Below are 16116 nucleotides of genomic sequence, written 5' to 3' on the forward strand. Positions count from 1 at the left end.
AATAAATTATTGACTGAATTTATGTACGAGAGGATCCGAGAGAAGCTGGGAATTTTGGCAGATGCTGCAAAATATGATGTATCCTGTTCATCGAGTGGTAGTAACAGGAAGAATGAAAACAAAGGCCTGGGCGATGCAGAGGGAAGTGGGATTTGTCACACTTACACTGAAGACGGCCGCTGTGTTTCTTTGCTCAAAATACTGTTGACAAACCATTGCATTTTCGATTGTGCTTTCTGTGTTTCCCGGCGGAGCAATGATATAAAACGCGCTGCATTCACTGTCGAGGAAGTCGTTGAGCTTACAATTAACTTCTACCGCAGAAATTACATTGAGGGACTTTTCCTGAGTTCGGGCATTTTTAAAAATGCGGAATATACAATGGAAAGGCTGGTCCGCATTGTCAAAAAGTTGAGGACAGAGGAGCGGTTTAATGGATATATTCACTTGAAAACGATTCCCGGAGCGAGCGAAGAGTTGTTGAGGGAAGCAGGAATGTATGCAGACCGGATGAGCATTAATCTAGAAATGCCTACTGAAACCGGGCTGAAAATCCTGGCACCTGAGAAATCGCATGAAGAAGTGAAGAAGCCGCTAGGTTACATTCAGAAAAGTATAGCACAATTCTCAGACGAAAAAGCGCTGATTAAGAGTGTACCGAAGTTTGTGCCCGCCGGGCAGAGCACGCAGATTGTGATTGGCGCTACGCCGGATACAGACAAGGAGATTATGCACACTGCCAATGCATTTTACAAGAATTTTTCGCTGAAACGGGTTTACTATTCCGGCTACATTCCGATCAGCAATGACAGTCGATTGCCCGTTATCGGCTCACAACCTCCATTAATTCGTGAAAACAGGCTTTATCAGGCGGACTGGCTGATGCGATCTTATGGTTTCAATGTGCAGGAGATCGTAAATGATGCCCACCCAAACCTGGACGTTGACATTGATCCCAAGCTCAGCTGGGCATTGCGGCATTTGGAACAGTTTCCGGTCGATGTAAATACGGCTGATTACCAAATGATTCTGCGCGTGCCGGGTATTGGGGTTACATCTGCATTGAAGATCGTACAAGCCAGGAAGTTTGGCCGGCTTTACCGTGACCACTTGAAAAAAATAGGAATATCCTTTAACAAGGCGAAGCATTTTATAAGGTTTGCCGATAGTCCAATGCAGCTGAACGACTACGAAGCAGGACATATTAAAGGGATTATTTTATCCGAAAGTCATAGTAAGTACCAGAAAACGGCGCATAACCAGCTTTCCCTTTTTTAATGGATACTTTCGTTTTTGACGGTACGCTGGAAGGTTTGCTGACTGCCGTTTTTGATTGTTACCAGAAAAAAGCGGGGAATGTAAAGTTGGTGAGTGAACAAAGTTTCCATCCAGACGTTTTTCAGCAGCATTTTACGGTAATTAGCGAGGAGGATAAGGCAAGACGGGTGTGGGCGGGTTTGCGTAACAAGCTCGGTAAAGAGTGGCTGCTCAATTTTTACAGAACCTTTCTTTCTGAACAGCCCGACGCATTTCAGCATCTGCTGATTTTCGCCCGGTATATCATTGACAATCCGCAGGGTGCAGAGGAAAATTACGGGCATCCGTCGGTGCTGGCAGTCTCGCAATGGGCGCGGAAAGTACATCGTGAGAAACACCGGATGGAGGCTTTTATCCGCTTTCAGAAAACCTCGGACGAAATCTTCTACTCGCACATTGAGCCTGACTTTAATGTACTCCCGCTTTTAATTACCCATTTCAAAAACAGGTATGCGGATCAGAAATGGATTATTTACGATCTGAAAAGAAAATACGGTCTTTTCTATGATCTTGAAAAAGTGGAAGAAATTGTGTTTGACTTCAAAGAAGAAATGTCGCCGAGCTTGAATGCATTGCCGGCACAGCTGCTAAATGAGAAAGAGGAGCTTTATACAATTCTCTGGAAGGATTATTTCAAGAATGTAAACATTCCGGCACGCAAGAATATGAAGCTCCACATTCGTCACGTGCCGAAAAGATACTGGAAGTATTTGTCTGAAAAACAGCCGTAACTACCGGTTCTTGCTGGTTAGCCAGGCGCTTCTGAATTGCTGCATTTCGGGAGTAACCGGCTTGCCAACTGTTTCATTGAGAACCACAAGCAATCTCGGGTTTTCAGCCAGCGTAATTTCTGTCAGCTTTGTTTCTTCGCGATGTTTGTATTCTATGTTGAGCTTGTCGCCAGGCTTATGTGCTTTAAGGATATTGTTCAGTTCATTTTGGGAGCCAATCGTCTTTCCTTCTATTTTAACAATTTGATCGTCAATATCCAAACCTGCGGCGTAGATAGGCGATCCGATCAAGGTGTTATTGGTAATCGTGAGTTCAGTACCTTCTTTATAACGCACATCGCCGATCCACGCGAGTCCTTCCGACTGCTTTTTCAACGTCAAACCCGCCTTCGCCAGTAGCGGCGCATAGTCAAATGATTCGTGTCCATTGACATACCTCCGGAAAAAGTCTGCGGCAAACCGCTGATCTTTTGAATACGCGGCAAGCACAGCTTCAAGATCCGAGACTGTGTAAGGTATCTCCGGTTTCCCGTGCTTGGTCCATACCATTTTCATAAAATCGTCCAGGTTCAATCCTTTGTACCGCAGCTCCAGATCAAGCGCCAGTGCGACGGACGCGCCGTAAGGATAATAGGAAGTGTAAAAGTTCGGATAATTGGTTTTGTCAACTGCTACACCTGCATCCACAAAAACGGCCATGCAGCTTGCTTCTACGGGAGAAATCCGCTTTGCACCTGCCGTATTTTCCTTGGTATTTACCAGAAAAGTAAGTGTCTGGCAATAATCAATCAATGGATCGAAACCGGCGCGGGCAAGGATCAGATCGCCGTAGTATTGCGTAAATCCCTCTGCAAACCAGAGCTCGAAGCTCATATTAATCTTCTCGAAATTGAATGGTTCCAGCGTCTTTGGCCGGATTCGCTCTACATTCCAGGTATGGAAAAACTCGTGGGAAAACACGCCTAGCAGGTTATCCGATCCGTTGAAAGCCACCGGAATGCTGATCATCGTACTGTTCCGGTGCTCCATTCCGTCACCTCTCACATAGGGATTGATGCTGGCCAGAAAAGTGTATTCCGGTGAATCGAAGACGGGGAATTCACCGAAAATGGTCTTTGCCTCTTGCGTTATCTTCTTCACCTTATCGGCAAAACTACTTGCCAGTGAGTCACTTGCATTGGCTTCGAGCGCCAGTCTGAACTTGGATTGTTTGCCTCCTGCATTGTCTAGCGTCCATTCTTTCCAGATCAGCTTGCCAATCTTTGTAGGTGAATCCATGAAATACTGCAGACCCAGTGCCGTAAATGTATTGGCCTCTTTACCTTTTAATAACTGGGTTGCGATGGTCCATTTGGAAGTCTCAGGCAAATTGAACCTGACCTCAATAGGTGCATTTTGCAGCTCTTTGACCCACATGAATGTAGCCGGCATATTCAGGTGCACGCTTGACGGATCCAGTCCGGCGTAAGTTCCGTCCGCATGATTGGCGTACAAGGTATATTCCACCCTGGCAAAGCCGCTGATTCCTGAAACCTTGTAAACATCGCCTTCCATACGCTGAACTGGCAATGCTTTGCCGGACTTATCAGTTGCTTTCACATCGTATACATTCTTCCCATACTCGTGGGTGGCATACCGGCCCGGCGACGACCTGCTCATTCTGAAAGTCAGCTCTTTCTGGGCTACATCCGAAACGCTGAGCTTGATATTGGCTTCGTGGTGAACCAGATTTGGGAATGAGACATCATAAGAAAGTTTTTGCGAAAAAGCATTCCACGCGATGACCTGCAAGGCCAGAAGAGAAAGTAATTTTTTATTCATAGATCAGAAAGTTGCTTTAACAAAGACCTTCAATTTATACCATAACTTCCATATTTTGCAATCTCCTGAATGCATTCAGATTTTAATTAGTTATTTTTTCCATCTCAATTCTAATTAAACCTAAAAACATCCTGAAATGATGAAAATTCTGCTGGCGCCGGCTCTTGCCTTATCCTTTTTGATTTCACAAAACAGTTATAGCCAGTCCAAAGCATTGTTTAACGGAAAAGATCTGAAAGGATGGCACGTGGACGTTCCGGAGATGGATAAAAACCCAAATGTAAAATCGCCTTTTCTGATCAGGAATGGAAACCTGGTAAGCCTGGGAACGCCGGGCGGACATTTGATTACAGACGATCAGTATGAAAATTTTCGTTTCACCTATCAATACCGCTTTGTAGGCAAGCCTGGTAACTGCGGCGCGCTGGTATTTGTATCAAAGCCGCGCGATTTGTACGATATGTTCCCGAAATCCATTGAAATCCAGATGATGCATGAAAATGCAGGAGATTTTTGGTGCATTCAGGAAGATATTACCGTTCCCGACATGGAGAAGCGCCGTGGTCCAAAAGAGAAGTGGGGCGTGAATGGTGATAAACTCCGCCGCATTCCCAACCTGACCGACGGAACCGAAAAGCCACTGGGAGAATGGAATACAATGCGGATTGAATGTGTCAAAAATTCAATAAAGGTGTGGCTCAATGGGGTAATGGTGAATTATGGATTCAATGCCACAGCACAAAAAGGCCAGATCGCGCTGCAATCCGAAGGTGCGGAGGTTGAATTCAAGGACGTGAAGGTCACGCCCATTAAAACATTGTCAAAATAATGTCGAGATTCAATACGAACAGGGTTTTTAGAAATACGATCATCTTAGTGATTCTGATCGCCAACATCGGCTGCGACCAGATTTCTAAGCAAGTGATCCGCAAGAATGTGGGTTTTTACGAAACGCGGCGCGTAATCAAAGACTATTTTGTAATCACCTATGTAGAAAATTCGGGCGCATTCCTGAGTATCGGGAGCAACTTGCCGGCTGCTATCAAGCTGGTCGTGCTTTCGATAATTCCATTGATTGCATTACTGTTCGGCGTCTTTTACATTTTGACAAAGAGAAACCTGACCCTGCTGAGTGGGCTGGCACTAAGCTTTGCGATCGGAGGCGGCATCGGCAATATCTACGACCGGATGATTCACGGTTCGGTAACAGATTTCATGCATATTAACCTGGGCTTCGTACAAACTGGGATATTCAACATGGCGGACGTTTCCATTATGACAGGGATGTTTATCTTTTTATATCAATCGTATAGCAGGCAGAAAGAGAGGATGTGGGGCTAGTTTTTTTACTTCGGCTGTCGGCTGTCGGCTCTGGGGATTAGCTGTTAGCTGTTAGCTGTTAGCTTTCGAAGTACATATGCATCACGCAGAATCACAAAAAGCCGATTGCCGAAAGCCGACGGCCGAAGTAAAAAAAGCGAAAAAGTCGCGCAGGATACCTGCGCGACTTTTTCGCTTTTTTGGAACAATCTCCCTTATGCCCCTACCGACTTACGAATGATATTCAATGCAGAACCTGCTTTAAACCATTCGATCTGTTGCTCGTTGTAAGTGTGGTTCACCGGGAATTCGTCCGCGGTACCATCATTATGATGCAATACGATTGTCAGTGGCTGACCTTCTGCGAACGTTTCCAATCCCAGGATGTCAATGGTATCGTCTTCCTGGATCTTGTCGTAATCCGTATTGTTCGCGAAAGTTAACGCGAGCATACCTTGTTTTTTAAGGTTAGTTTCGTGGATACGGGCAAATGATTTTGTCAAAATCGCGCGTACGCCAAGGAAACGCGGCTCCATTGCAGCGTGCTCCCGGGATGAACCTTCTCCATAGTTCTCATCACCAACAACAATCGTTCCGATTCCGTGCGCTTTATAGTCACGCTGAACTGCGGGTACTTCGCTGTATTGGTTATTCAGCTGATTTTTAACCGTGTTGGTTTTCTCATTAAAATAGTTAACCGCACCGATCAGCATGTTATTTGAGATATTGTCGAGGTGACCGCGGTATTTCAACCAGGGGCCCGCCATTGAAATATGGTCAGTTGTACACTTACCTTTCGCTTTAATCAGCAATTTCAATCCTTTCAGATCTGTCCCTTCCCATTCAGGGAACGGAGCGAGTAACTGCAAACGGTCAGACGTTGGACTTACCAGCACTTGTACCTGGCTTGGGTCCTCTGCGGGTGCTTGATAACCAGCATCTTCAACTGCATATCCTCTTAATGGAAGTTCCAGTCCGCTCGGTTCGTCAAGCATTACTTCTTCTCCATCTGTATTTACCAGTTTATCGGTACGAGGGTCAAATGTAAGACGACCTGCGATCGACATGGCAGTTACGATTTCAGGCGATGCTACGAAAGAGTGTGTATTGGGGTTCCCATCGGCACGCTTCGAGAAGTTCCTGTTGAAAGAGGTGATGATCGAGTTTTTCTCCCCTTTTTCAGCACCGTGGCGCGCCCATTGTCCAATACAAGGTCCGCAGGCGTTTGCAAGAACCACACCGCCGATCTGCGCGAATGTATCCAGGTAACCATCGCGATCCACCGTATAGCGAACCAGCTCAGAACCTGGTGTAATGGTATATTCGGAACTTACTTTCAGCTTCTTGTCGACAGCCTGTTGCGCAAGTGAAGCTGCGCGGCTCACATCTTCGTAAGAAGAGTTGGTGCAGGATCCGATCAGTCCAACTGAAAGAACCTCAGGCCAGCCATTTTCCTTCACCGCAGTTGCGAATTTAGAAAGCGGCCACGCCAAATCAGGCGTAAATGGTCCATTGATATGCGGTTCCAGCGTAGAAAGGTCAAGCTCTATCAGCTGATCGTAGTAAGCAGCGGGATTTGCATAAACATCATCATCAGAACGCAAATGCTGTTGAACTGCATCCGCAGCATCAGCAACATCCGCTCTCTCGGTAGCTCTCAGGTAAGCAGCACTTCTTCTGTCATAAGCGAAAATTGAAGTAGTAGCGCCAATTTCAGCACCCATATTACAGATTGTCGCTTTACCAGTCGCAGAAATGCTTTCTGCGCCTTCTCCGAAATATTCCACCACGTATCCGGTACCACCTTTTACCGTCAGCTGGCCCGCAACCCAAAGGATTACGTCTTTCGCTGCTGTCCAGCCGCTCAGTTTTCCGGTCAGCTTAACTCCGATCAATCGTGGCATTTTCAATTCCCATGCAAGTCCCGACATCACGTCAGAAGCATCAGCACCGCCGACACCGATCGCGATCATTCCCAATCCACCTGCATTAGGTGTGTGGGAGTCTGTACCGATCATCATACCGCCCGGGAATGCATAGTTTTCAAGCACAACCTGGTGGATAATACCCGCGCCAGCGCGCCAGAAACCTAATCCGTATTTATTGGAAACAGATGAAAGGAAATCGTATACCTCTTTATTCTTGTCAACTGCATTCTTCAAATCCTGTGTAGCGCCTACTTCCGCCTGGATCAGGTGATCGCAATGCACGGTAGAAGGGACCGCAACCTGGGGCCTCCCGGCCTGCATAAATTGTAAAAGGGCCATTTGGGCAGTTGCGTCCTGCATTGCTACGCGATCGGGAGCAAAATCTACATAAGATTTTCCCCGCTCGTAACTCTGAGAAGGCGTTCCCTCCCACAAATGAGAGTACAAAATCTTCTCTGCCAAGGTTAAAGGCCGCCCTACAACTTTACGGGCAGCTTCTACTCTTTCTTCCATGCGGGCGTAGACGCCCTTAATCATATCTAAGTCAAATGCCATATCTCTTATATTATTGCTTATACATGCACAGTTCTCAACAATTGTACCACAAATGTTATCTGCTCAACTGCTTCACCGGAGGCGCGAATTTGGTGAGGTCAATACCCACTACTGCGGCCTTATATTCATCCATGTTCGGGATCCGGCCCAGGATCGCAGATAGCACAACTACCGGAGTGGATGCAAGCAGGGACTCTCCTTTCTTACGCTCCGAATCTTCAACAACCCTTCCCTGGAACAGACGCGTCGACGTTGCCATCACGGTGTCGCCTTTCGCAGCTTTTTCCTGGTTACCCATGCAAAGGTTGCAGCCCGGACGTTCCAGGTACATCATATTCTCATATTCGGTACGCGCGGCTACTTTCGGCGCATTGTCGTCAAATTCGAAGCCGGAGTATTTCTGCAATACATCCCAGTCTCCTTCTTTTTTCAATTCCTCAATAATATTATAGGTAGGTGCTGCCACCACAAGCGGTGCATGGAACTCAACCTTCCCTTTTTGCTCCTCCAAGTTTTTAAGCATTTGAGAAACAATTTTCAAATCGCCTTTATGGACCATGCAGGAACCGACAAATCCGAGATCAACTTTTTTGTTTTCTCCATAGAAAGAGATCGGACGGATCGTGTCGTGGGTGTATCTTTTCGATACATCCTTATTATTGACATCGGGATCTGCAATCATTGGTTCAACGATCGCGTCGAGGTCGATCTCCACTTCTGCGTAATATTTTGCATTCGCGTCCGGTACCAGCGCTGGTTTCTCACCTGACTTGATCTCCGCAATGCGCTTATCCGCTTTGTTGATCAATCCCTGCAAAACCTGCTTATGGTTCTCCATTCCTTTATCGATCATGATCTGGATCCGGTTTTTCGCGATTTCCAGTGATTCGATCAAAGTATCATCCTCCGAGATACAGATAGAAGCTTTCGCTTTCATTTCCGCAGTCCAGTCTGTAAAAGTAAATGCCTGATCAGCCGGCAATGTACCCAGGTGCACTTCGATTATCCGGCCCTGGAACACGTTTTCACCGCCAAACTTTTGAAGCATCTGGGCTTGTGTGGCATGAACAACATCACGGAAATCCATGTGGTCCTTCATTTCACCCTTGAATGTAACTTTAACAGATTCGGGGATTGGCATTGATACTTCGCCGGTAGCCAATGCAATCGCAACAGTTCCTGAGTCAGCGCCGAATGCAACACCTTTTGACATCCTTGTGTGGGAGTCCCCACCGATGATGATCGCCCATTCGTCGACGGTAATGTCGTTCAATACTTTATGGATCACGTCAGTCATCGAGTGATATTCGCCTTTCGGGTCGCGTGCAGTAATCAGGCCGAAATCATTCATAAACTTCATCAGCTTGGGAATATTAGCCTGCGCTTTCTTATCCCATACCGAAGCAGTGTGACAGCCTGACTGGTAGGCACCATCCACAATCGGGGAAATCGTTGTCGCCGCCATTGATTCAAGCTCCTGCGCCGTCATCAAGCCCGTAGTATCCTGCGATCCCACGATATTAACTTCCACACGAACGTCTGATCCCGCGTGTAAAACCTTACCCGGAGTAGTACCGACCGCATTTCTGTTGAATATCTTTTCAACAGCTGTCAAACCTTGTCCTTCATTCGAGATCTCCTTTGATGGAGCGAATACCGGAGTCGGTTCAATTCCCAATATCTTAGCTGCTACCGTCTGGATCTTTTTACCAAAAACAATGGCGTATGATCCTCCGGCGCGTATGAATTCCTTTTTCTGCGGCGTAAGTGCTTTGGAAATGTCGATTAATTCCTGATCGCCGTTGTACAGCTTTTTTGTTTTTGTATTAATGGTCAAAACAGTGCCGGTTGCAACTGAGTAGACCTCTTCAAGAATGGGATCGCCATTCTCATTGCGAACTACGTTGCCATTCTCGTCCACCTTTTTGACCCAGTTTTTCAGATCAATACCGATACCGCCGGTAACGTCTACCGTGGTAAGGAAAATCGGGGAGATACCATTTGTACCACCTACGATCGGCGCGATGTTTACAAAAGGAACATACGGACTCGCCTGCTTACCAGTCCAAAGCGCGACGTTGTTTACACCCGACATCCTGGACGAACCCACGCCCATTGTACCTTTTTCGGCGATCAGCATCACGCTTTTATCAGGATGTTCGGCCTGCAAAGCTTTGATCTCACGCTGAGCCTGCGGCGTAATCATGCATTGGCCGTGCAGCTCGCGGTCTGACCGGGAATGCGCCTGGTTTCCGGGAGAGAGCAAATCGGTTGAAATGTCACCCTCACCAGCTATAAATGTTACTATCTTGATCTCTTCGGGTACCTCCGGCAGTTTTGTAAAAAACTCAGCCCGCGCGTAGCTTTCTAGGATTTCTCTTGCAATCTCATTGCCATTTTTAAAGGCTTCTTTCAAACGGTCTGTATCTGCATCGTAGAGGTAAACCTGCGTTTTAAGAACCTCAGCGGCTTGTTTCGCGATAAACAGATCATTACCCAATGCAAGATCCAGTAACACGCCAATGGAAGGCCCGCCTTTCATGTGCGAGAGCAGCTCAAATGCAAAAGCAGGTGATATCTCTGCTACGATCGATTCTCCGAGAATGATCTCTTTCAGGAACCTGGCTTTCGCACCAGCTGCACTTGTCGTTCCCGGTAATGTATTGTAGATAAAAAATTTAAGTGAATCGGCGCGGTACTCGTTTTCTGAATCCTTGATTTGGGCAATGATCTCTCCCAATAATTCTGCGCCATCAATCGGCTTCGGATGAAGCCCCAGGGTTTTTCTTTCTTCAATCTCTTTAATGTAATCCTGATAGATATTCATGATGAAATCTTTTCAATGTTAAAGGCAGTACATATTCTCAATAAAACGGGCGAAAGTACGAATTTACCCAATATACGCAGGGCCATCTGGCGATTTTCGCCACTATTTAGCATTATTATATACTACCGGTATATATGAATAACCCAGCTCCATTTCTTTTTGTTCTTACTACCGCTCTAATTCATTCGTTATTTAAATCATGTGACAGGATTGCCCCGCTCCTACCCTTATATTTTGCCCCTCCTTTTCCGGCAACTTTGATTTTTTGTTTGATTGTACCCTATATTTGGACGTTCAAAGTGCTACCAGATTCCTTAAATCCAAAACTATGTCGAAAAATCTGGTGATCGTAGAGTCACCGGCGAAGGCCAAAACCATTGAAAGTTATTTAGGGCAGGATTTCACGGTCAAGTCCAGTTTCGGACACGTCCGCGACCTTCCCGAACATGATATGGGCGTGGATGTTGAGCATGAATTTCAACCATCTTACGAGATTTCGTCGGACAAAGTCAAAGTCATTTCCGAGTTGAAAAAACTGGCAAAAGGCGCAGAAGTGTGGCTGGCGACGGATGATGACCGCGAAGGAGAAGCTATTTCATGGCATTTAAAAGAAGCACTCGGCCTGCCTGATGACACTAAACGTATCGTGTTCAGGGAGATCACCAAGTCTGCACTACAAAATGCTATCGCAAAACCACGTGTGATTGACGCCGACCTGGTTGATGCACAACAGGCAAGAAGGATACTCGACCGGCTGGTTGGATATGAGCTTTCACCGGTACTTTGGAAGAAAATAAGAATAGGGAAATCTAACCTTTCAGCGGGCCGCGTACAGTCTGTCGCGGTGCGGATTATTGTTGAAAGAGAACGTGAAATAGATGCATTTAGAACAAAGAACAGCTACAAGGTAACTGCACATTTTGACCTGGGTAATGGCAAAGTGCTGAATGCAGAACTCCCCAAAAGCTTTTCCACAGAAGACGAAGCTGTCAAATTCCTGGAAAGGTGCATTGGCGCAGAGTTCTCGATCAAAAACCTTGAAGTAAAACCAGCTAAAAAAACACCTGCTCCCCCATTCACTACTTCTACACTACAACAGGAAGCTTCAAGAAAGCTTAGCTTTTCAGTAGCACAGACGATGACAGTCGCACAGCGCCTGTACGAAGCTGGTAAGATCTCCTACATGCGTACCGACTCCACCAACTTGTCGGAAGAAGCTTTGGAAAAAGCGCGTCAGCAGATCACGAAGGAATACGGACAGGAGTACTATAATAAAAGGATATTCAAGACCAAATCAGAATCAGCACAGGAAGCGCACGAAGCAATCCGGCCGACCGACTTTTCAACCTTGTCGGCAAGCAGCGACCGCAATGAGCAGCGACTTTATGAGCTGATCTGGAAACGCGCAATCGCATCGCAGATGTCGGACGCGCAACTGGAACGTACTACTGCGACGATCGGCATTTCAAGTACCTCCGAAGAGCTGGTGGCGCAGGGTGAGGTGATCAAATTCGAAGGTTTCCTGAAAGTATATATGGAATCCAGCGATGAGGAAGGTGATGAGGAACAAAAGGGAATGCTGCCTCCGTTGAACATCGGACAAAAACTGAATCTGGCCGATATGAAGGCGACTGAGCGTTTTACGCGCAACCCGCCGAGATACACCGAAGCGAGCCTTGTTAAAAAACTGGAAGAAATGGGCATTGGTCGCCCGTCCACCTACGCACCTACTATCTCGACTATTTTGAAGAGAGAGTACATTGTAAAAGAAGACAGACCGGGTACTGAGAGAGAGTTCAAGGAATTTACACTTGCCAATAATGAGATCAAAAGCAAGGTAAATAAGGAGATATACGGTTCAGAAAAAGCCAAGCTTTTCCCGACCAGCACGGGAATGGTCGTAAACGATTTCCTGGTTAGTCATTTCCAGGACATTATCGACTATTCTTTCACTGCAAACGTGGAAAAGGATTTTGACCATATCGCCGAGGGGCAGCTCGCCTGGCGGCAGATGATCAAGAACTTTTACACGCCATTTCAGAAAAAAGTAGCAGAAGCACGGGAAGAAGCTATCGATAAAAGCCTGACTTCGCGTGACCTGGGTGAAGATCCTGCGACAGGTAAGAAGGTATCTGTACGCATCGGTAAATACGGTCCTTACGTGCAGATCGGTGATGTAGAAGACGAGGAAAAGCCAAAGTTCGCAAGTCTGCAAAAGGGACAGCTGATGGAAACCATTACGCTGGACGAAGCCTTCGAACTGTTCAAACTGCCTCGTACTGTTGGATTGTATGAGGACAAAGAGCTGGTTGTTAACATCGGGAAATTTGGTCCTTACGTGAAGCATGATGGTAAATACTATTCATTGCTGAAAACAGACGATCCGATGGCGGTGACGGAAGACAGATTGGTTGAGATCATCGTTCAGAAACGCTTGCAGGATAGCAGCCGCACGATCAAGGAATTCACGGAAGACCCGGACTGCAAAGTACTCAATGGAAAATACGGCCCGTATATCGCATTTGGCAAAAAGAATGTGAAGATCCCGAAAGGAACAGACCCGGCCGCATTGACCTATGAAGAGATTGTGAAGCTGGCGGCCGAAACACCTGACAAGCCAGCCGGAAGAGGATTTAAAAAGGCAGCACCGAAAACGGCAGCAGAGAAAAAGCCCGCAGCTGAAAAGAAGCCGGCAGCAGAAAAGAAGCCGGCAGCAAAGAAAACGGCTGAGAAAAAGCCTGCGGCGAAGAAGGCAGCCAAGAAGGCTTCGTAAAAGCATTTGAGCTGACATTCGTGTCCATTCGTGCATTCGTGGCAAAACAAAACACACATTAAAACCGCCAAAAGAATGAAAAAGCTAGTAGTACTCTCCGGAGCTGGTATCAGTGCAGAAAGCGGCATCAGCACATTCCGCGACAATGGTGGTTTGTGGGACAATTACCGCATTGAAGATGTAGCGACCCCCGAAGCCTGGGCAAGAAACCAGGAACTGGTGCTGGATTTTTATAACCAGCGCAGAAAACAAGCGTACGAAGTAAAGCCGAATGCGGCGCATTATGCCTTGGTCGAGCTGGAAAAGCATTTCGATGTAAGCATTATCACGCAGAATGTAGACAACCTGCATGAAGTGGCAGGCTCTTCGAATGTGATTCATTTACATGGAGAACTGTTCAAGTCGCGCAGCACGAAGGATCCGGAGTTGGTTTATCAAATGGACTCCTGGGAACTAAAAACGGGCGATTTATGCGAGCTGGGAAGTCAGCTCCGTCCGCACATCGTGTGGTTTGGCGAAGAGGTACCGATGATGGAAAAAGCCATCAACGTGGCAGAAACGGCAGACATTTTCCTGGTGATCGGAACTTCGCTGGCTGTATACCCTGCCGCGGGACTTGTACATTATGTGGCACCAGGCAAACCGATTTACATCATCGATCCCGCACAGCCCGATATCCGACTGAAACCTAACATGGTTTTCATCCAGGAAAAGGCTTCGACGGGAATGGAAGTTTTGACGAAACAATATTTATTATCAGATCAATAGCGAATGCAATTACTTGACGGAAAAGCTATTTCCTCCCAAATTAAAGCTGAAATCAAAGTAGAGGTAGAAAAGTGGGTTGCTGGTGGCGGCAAAAAGCCCCATTTGGCTGCTATACTTGTTGGTACCGACGGTGCCAGCGAAACTTACGTGGCGTCTAAAATCAGAAGCTGTGAGGAAATCGGCTTCTCTTCTACCCTTCTGCGCTTCGAACCTACTATTTCAGAAGCGGAGCTGTTGGAAGCAGTAGCGTCGCTTAACAACGATCCCGATGTGGATGGTTTCATCGTACAACTTCCATTGCCTGCCCATATATCAGAGAATACGGTAATGGAAGCAGTTAACCCGGCGAAAGATGTGGATGGATTTCATCCGGTCAATGTCGGTAAAATGTGCAAGGGACTTCCTGCATACATTTCCGCAACACCATTCGGTATCCTTGAAATGATTATCCGCGCCGGCATTGAAACGAGCGGAAAGCATTGCGTAGTAGTTGGGCGCAGCCAGATCGTGGGTTTACCGATGAGCATACTGATGCAGCGCAACAGCTACCCTGGCAACTGTACTGTGACAATCACACACAGCAAAACGCAAAATCTGAAAGAGATCTGTCAAAGCGCAGATATATTGATTGCCGCGCTTGGAAGAGCCGATTTCATCAAAGCAGACTACGTGAAAGAAGGCGCGGTAGTAATTGACGTAGGCATTACCCGGGTTGTTGATCCAGCCAAGAAGAGCGGATACTCGATCAAAGGCGATGTGGACTTCAACGATGTGGCGCCGAAAGCCAGCTACATTACGCCGGTGCCGGGCGGTGTGGGATTAATGACGATCTGCGGTTTGCTGACAAATACATTCAAAGCTGCGAAAAAGGAGATTTATCCCTGATTGGTATAAAGCAAAGTTTTTTGAACCGGATAATGCAGCGTGCAAGACGCATTCATTATCCGGTTTTTTGTTGTGCTTTTTGTTTTTTGCTAAAAGATTTGTCAATTAGTAGCAGATTTCAAAGCATCGATTATGAGCATTGTAAGCAACAACATCAAATATCTACGCAGACTTAACGGACTGACGCAGGAACAATTTGCGCGCAAAATTGCCATTAAAAGATCATTGCTGGGCGCTTATGAGGAAGCCCGCGCTAATCCGAACCTGACGAATCTGAAAAATATTGCCGCTTCTTTCGGAATCACAGTAGACAATTTGCTAAAAAATGATCTGAGAAAACTCAGGGAAACACCTGATATGTCACTGCCGCTGGCTCAGCCAAAACCTATGACGGTTTCGCATTCAGGCAATGTAACCCCGCCGGTTCAGCAGCGGGCTGCATCCTATGCAGAGCCACAGCCGCTGGCAAAAGTGATTGAACAATTTCAGCAGCCCGAACAACCTTTGCGGATGGTGTCGCGGCAGGTTAATCTTAAACCGATTAGCGGGGAAGCGCCTCCGCAGCAACCTGCTCGTAATATGCATTTTCAGCAACCTGAACCGCAACCCACATTCAACAGTGCGCCTGCTAATCAGTTACCTGTTTTTAATAATCAATTCAATACAGGTCAGTTTAATGCCCAACCGGAAGAGCGGCCGAATGTATATCAGAATGTACAGTGGGTTGCATTGAACATGCAGCAGCATTACCTGGCCAACTTCCAGAACCCTGCGTACCTGACCAACCTGCCTTCTTTTCAGTTGCCTAATTTGCCAACCGGCTATTATCGTGCATTTGAAGCAGGCGCGGATTATACTTACCCCGGCGCGTTGCTCATCGGTACATTCGTGCGGAATTGGTATGATATCCACGACGGAATGCAGTACGTTTTTGTGCTAAAAAGCGCAGGAATTATCTGTCGTACCGCGTTTAATCACGTAAAAACATCGGGCTTCCTGCTGCTGACTTCCGACAATGGAGCTGCTCCGGAACTTGAAATTCCATTGCAGGATGTACTTGAAGTTTGGGAAATAAAGGCGTTTGTCAGTCTGCAAATACCGGCGCCACAGCCTTCGCTGGAACGCATTTCCCAGCTTGTAGACGAGCTCCAATTGGAACTCAGTCAGTACCGACAGCAGGATATTTAGCAA

The 16116-nt window shown here is 46.7% G+C and carries 11 protein-coding genes; 8 read left to right on the plus strand and 3 right to left on the minus strand.

The genetic code is table 11. The features are described from left to right. Positions 1-21 precede the first annotated feature (21 nt). Entirely contained in the window at positions 22-1278 is a 1257-nt protein-coding gene (locus Q369_RS0111855; protein ID WP_031528024.1) for a putative DNA modification/repair radical SAM protein, read from the plus strand. Next, complete coding sequence (locus tag Q369_RS0111860; protein WP_031528025.1) at positions 1278-2048, plus strand: TIGR03915 family putative DNA repair protein; 771 nt, start codon at positions 1278-1280, stop codon at positions 2046-2048. The genes Q369_RS0111855 and Q369_RS0111860 overlap by 1 nt, the downstream gene beginning before the upstream one ends. Here Q369_RS0111860 and Q369_RS0111865 read toward each other — a convergent pair whose 3' ends face one another. Continuing rightward, on the minus strand, positions 2049-3869 hold the full coding sequence (locus Q369_RS0111865; RefSeq protein ID WP_031528026.1) for a M61 family metallopeptidase: 1821 nt from the start codon (positions 3867-3869) through the stop codon (positions 2049-2051). A gap of 139 nt (positions 3870-4008) precedes the next feature. Between Q369_RS0111865 and Q369_RS0111870 the strand changes: the two genes are divergently transcribed. Together Q369_RS0111870 and lspA are read left to right on the plus strand one after the other, a co-directional pair. Next, positions 4009-4698: a 3-keto-disaccharide hydrolase gene (locus Q369_RS0111870; RefSeq protein WP_374754350.1), complete on the plus strand. Its 690-nt coding sequence runs from the start codon at positions 4009-4011 to the stop codon at positions 4696-4698. Then, complete coding sequence (gene lspA / locus Q369_RS0111875; protein WP_031528028.1) at positions 4698-5210, plus strand: signal peptidase II; 513 nt, start codon at positions 4698-4700, stop codon at positions 5208-5210. The genes Q369_RS0111870 and lspA overlap by 1 nt, the downstream gene beginning before the upstream one ends. 194 nt (positions 5211-5404) lie before the next feature. Here the strand turns inward: lspA and Q369_RS0111880 are convergent, their stop codons facing one another. Together Q369_RS0111880 and Q369_RS0111885 are read right to left on the minus strand one after the other, a co-directional pair. Further along, positions 5405-7672: an aconitate hydratase gene (locus Q369_RS0111880; protein WP_031528029.1), complete on the minus strand. Its 2268-nt coding sequence runs from the start codon at positions 7670-7672 to the stop codon at positions 5405-5407. Between the two features lie 55 nt (positions 7673-7727). Beyond that, positions 7728-10499 carry a bifunctional aconitate hydratase 2/2-methylisocitrate dehydratase gene (locus tag Q369_RS0111885; RefSeq protein WP_031528030.1) on the minus strand — a complete coding sequence of 924 codons (2772 nt, stop codon included), beginning with the start codon at positions 10497-10499 and terminating at the stop codon, positions 7728-7730. Positions 10500-10827: 328 nt separating this feature from the next. Here Q369_RS0111885 and topA point away from each other — a divergent pair, with 328 nt between their 5' ends. The 4 genes from topA (at position 10828) to Q369_RS0111905 (ending at position 16113) form a co-directional block, all read left to right on the plus strand. Further along, positions 10828-13272 carry a type I DNA topoisomerase gene (gene topA / locus Q369_RS0111890; RefSeq protein ID WP_031528031.1) on the plus strand — a complete coding sequence of 815 codons (2445 nt, stop codon included), beginning with the start codon at positions 10828-10830 and terminating at the stop codon, positions 13270-13272. A 75-nt stretch (positions 13273-13347) separates the two neighbouring features. Then, positions 13348-14040, plus strand: coding sequence for an SIR2 family NAD-dependent protein deacylase (locus Q369_RS0111895; protein ID WP_031528032.1), 693 nt, complete (start codon positions 13348-13350; stop codon positions 14038-14040). A gap of 3 nt (positions 14041-14043) precedes the next feature. Further along, positions 14044-14925 (plus strand): bifunctional 5,10-methylenetetrahydrofolate dehydrogenase/5,10-methenyltetrahydrofolate cyclohydrolase, encoded by an 882-nt coding sequence (locus Q369_RS0111900; protein WP_031528033.1) that lies wholly within the window; start codon positions 14044-14046, stop codon positions 14923-14925. Between the two features lie 132 nt (positions 14926-15057). Next, positions 15058-16113: a helix-turn-helix transcriptional regulator gene (locus tag Q369_RS0111905; RefSeq protein ID WP_031528034.1), complete on the plus strand. Its 1056-nt coding sequence runs from the start codon at positions 15058-15060 to the stop codon at positions 16111-16113. Positions 16114-16116 lie beyond the last annotated feature (3 nt).

Origin of the sequence: Dyadobacter crusticola DSM 16708 (assembly GCF_000701505.1) — a bacterium.
Taxonomy (GTDB): domain Bacteria; phylum Bacteroidota; class Bacteroidia; order Cytophagales; family Spirosomataceae; genus Dyadobacter; species Dyadobacter crusticola.

Bases quoted from the DNA above. Each gene is read 5' to 3' on its own strand.
- Q369_RS0111870 (WP_374754350.1), top strand. From the start codon at position 4,009: ATGAAAATTCTGCTGGCGCCGGCTCTTGCCTTATCCTTTTTGATTTCA.
- Q369_RS0111880 (WP_031528029.1), bottom strand. From the start codon at position 7,672: ATGGCATTTGACTTAGATATGATTAAGGGCGTCTACGCCCGCATGGAA.
- Q369_RS0111900 (WP_031528033.1), top strand. From the start codon at position 14,044: ATGCAATTACTTGACGGAAAAGCTATTTCCTCCCAAATTAAAGCTGAA.
- topA (WP_031528031.1), top strand. From the start codon at position 10,828: ATGTCGAAAAATCTGGTGATCGTAGAGTCACCGGCGAAGGCCAAAACC.
- Q369_RS0111895 (WP_031528032.1), top strand. From the start codon at position 13,348: ATGAAAAAGCTAGTAGTACTCTCCGGAGCTGGTATCAGTGCAGAAAGC.
- Q369_RS0111905 (WP_031528034.1), top strand. From the start codon at position 15,058: ATGAGCATTGTAAGCAACAACATCAAATATCTACGCAGACTTAACGGA.
- Q369_RS0111865 (WP_031528026.1), bottom strand. From the start codon at position 3,869: ATGAATAAAAAATTACTTTCTCTTCTGGCCTTGCAGGTCATCGCGTGG.
- Q369_RS0111885 (WP_031528030.1), bottom strand. From the start codon at position 10,499: ATGAATATCTATCAGGATTACATTAAAGAGATTGAAGAAAGAAAAACC.
- lspA (WP_031528028.1), top strand. From the start codon at position 4,698: ATGTCGAGATTCAATACGAACAGGGTTTTTAGAAATACGATCATCTTA.
- Q369_RS0111855 (WP_031528024.1), top strand. From the start codon at position 22: ATGTACGAGAGGATCCGAGAGAAGCTGGGAATTTTGGCAGATGCTGCA.
- Q369_RS0111860 (WP_031528025.1), top strand. From the start codon at position 1,278: ATGGATACTTTCGTTTTTGACGGTACGCTGGAAGGTTTGCTGACTGCC.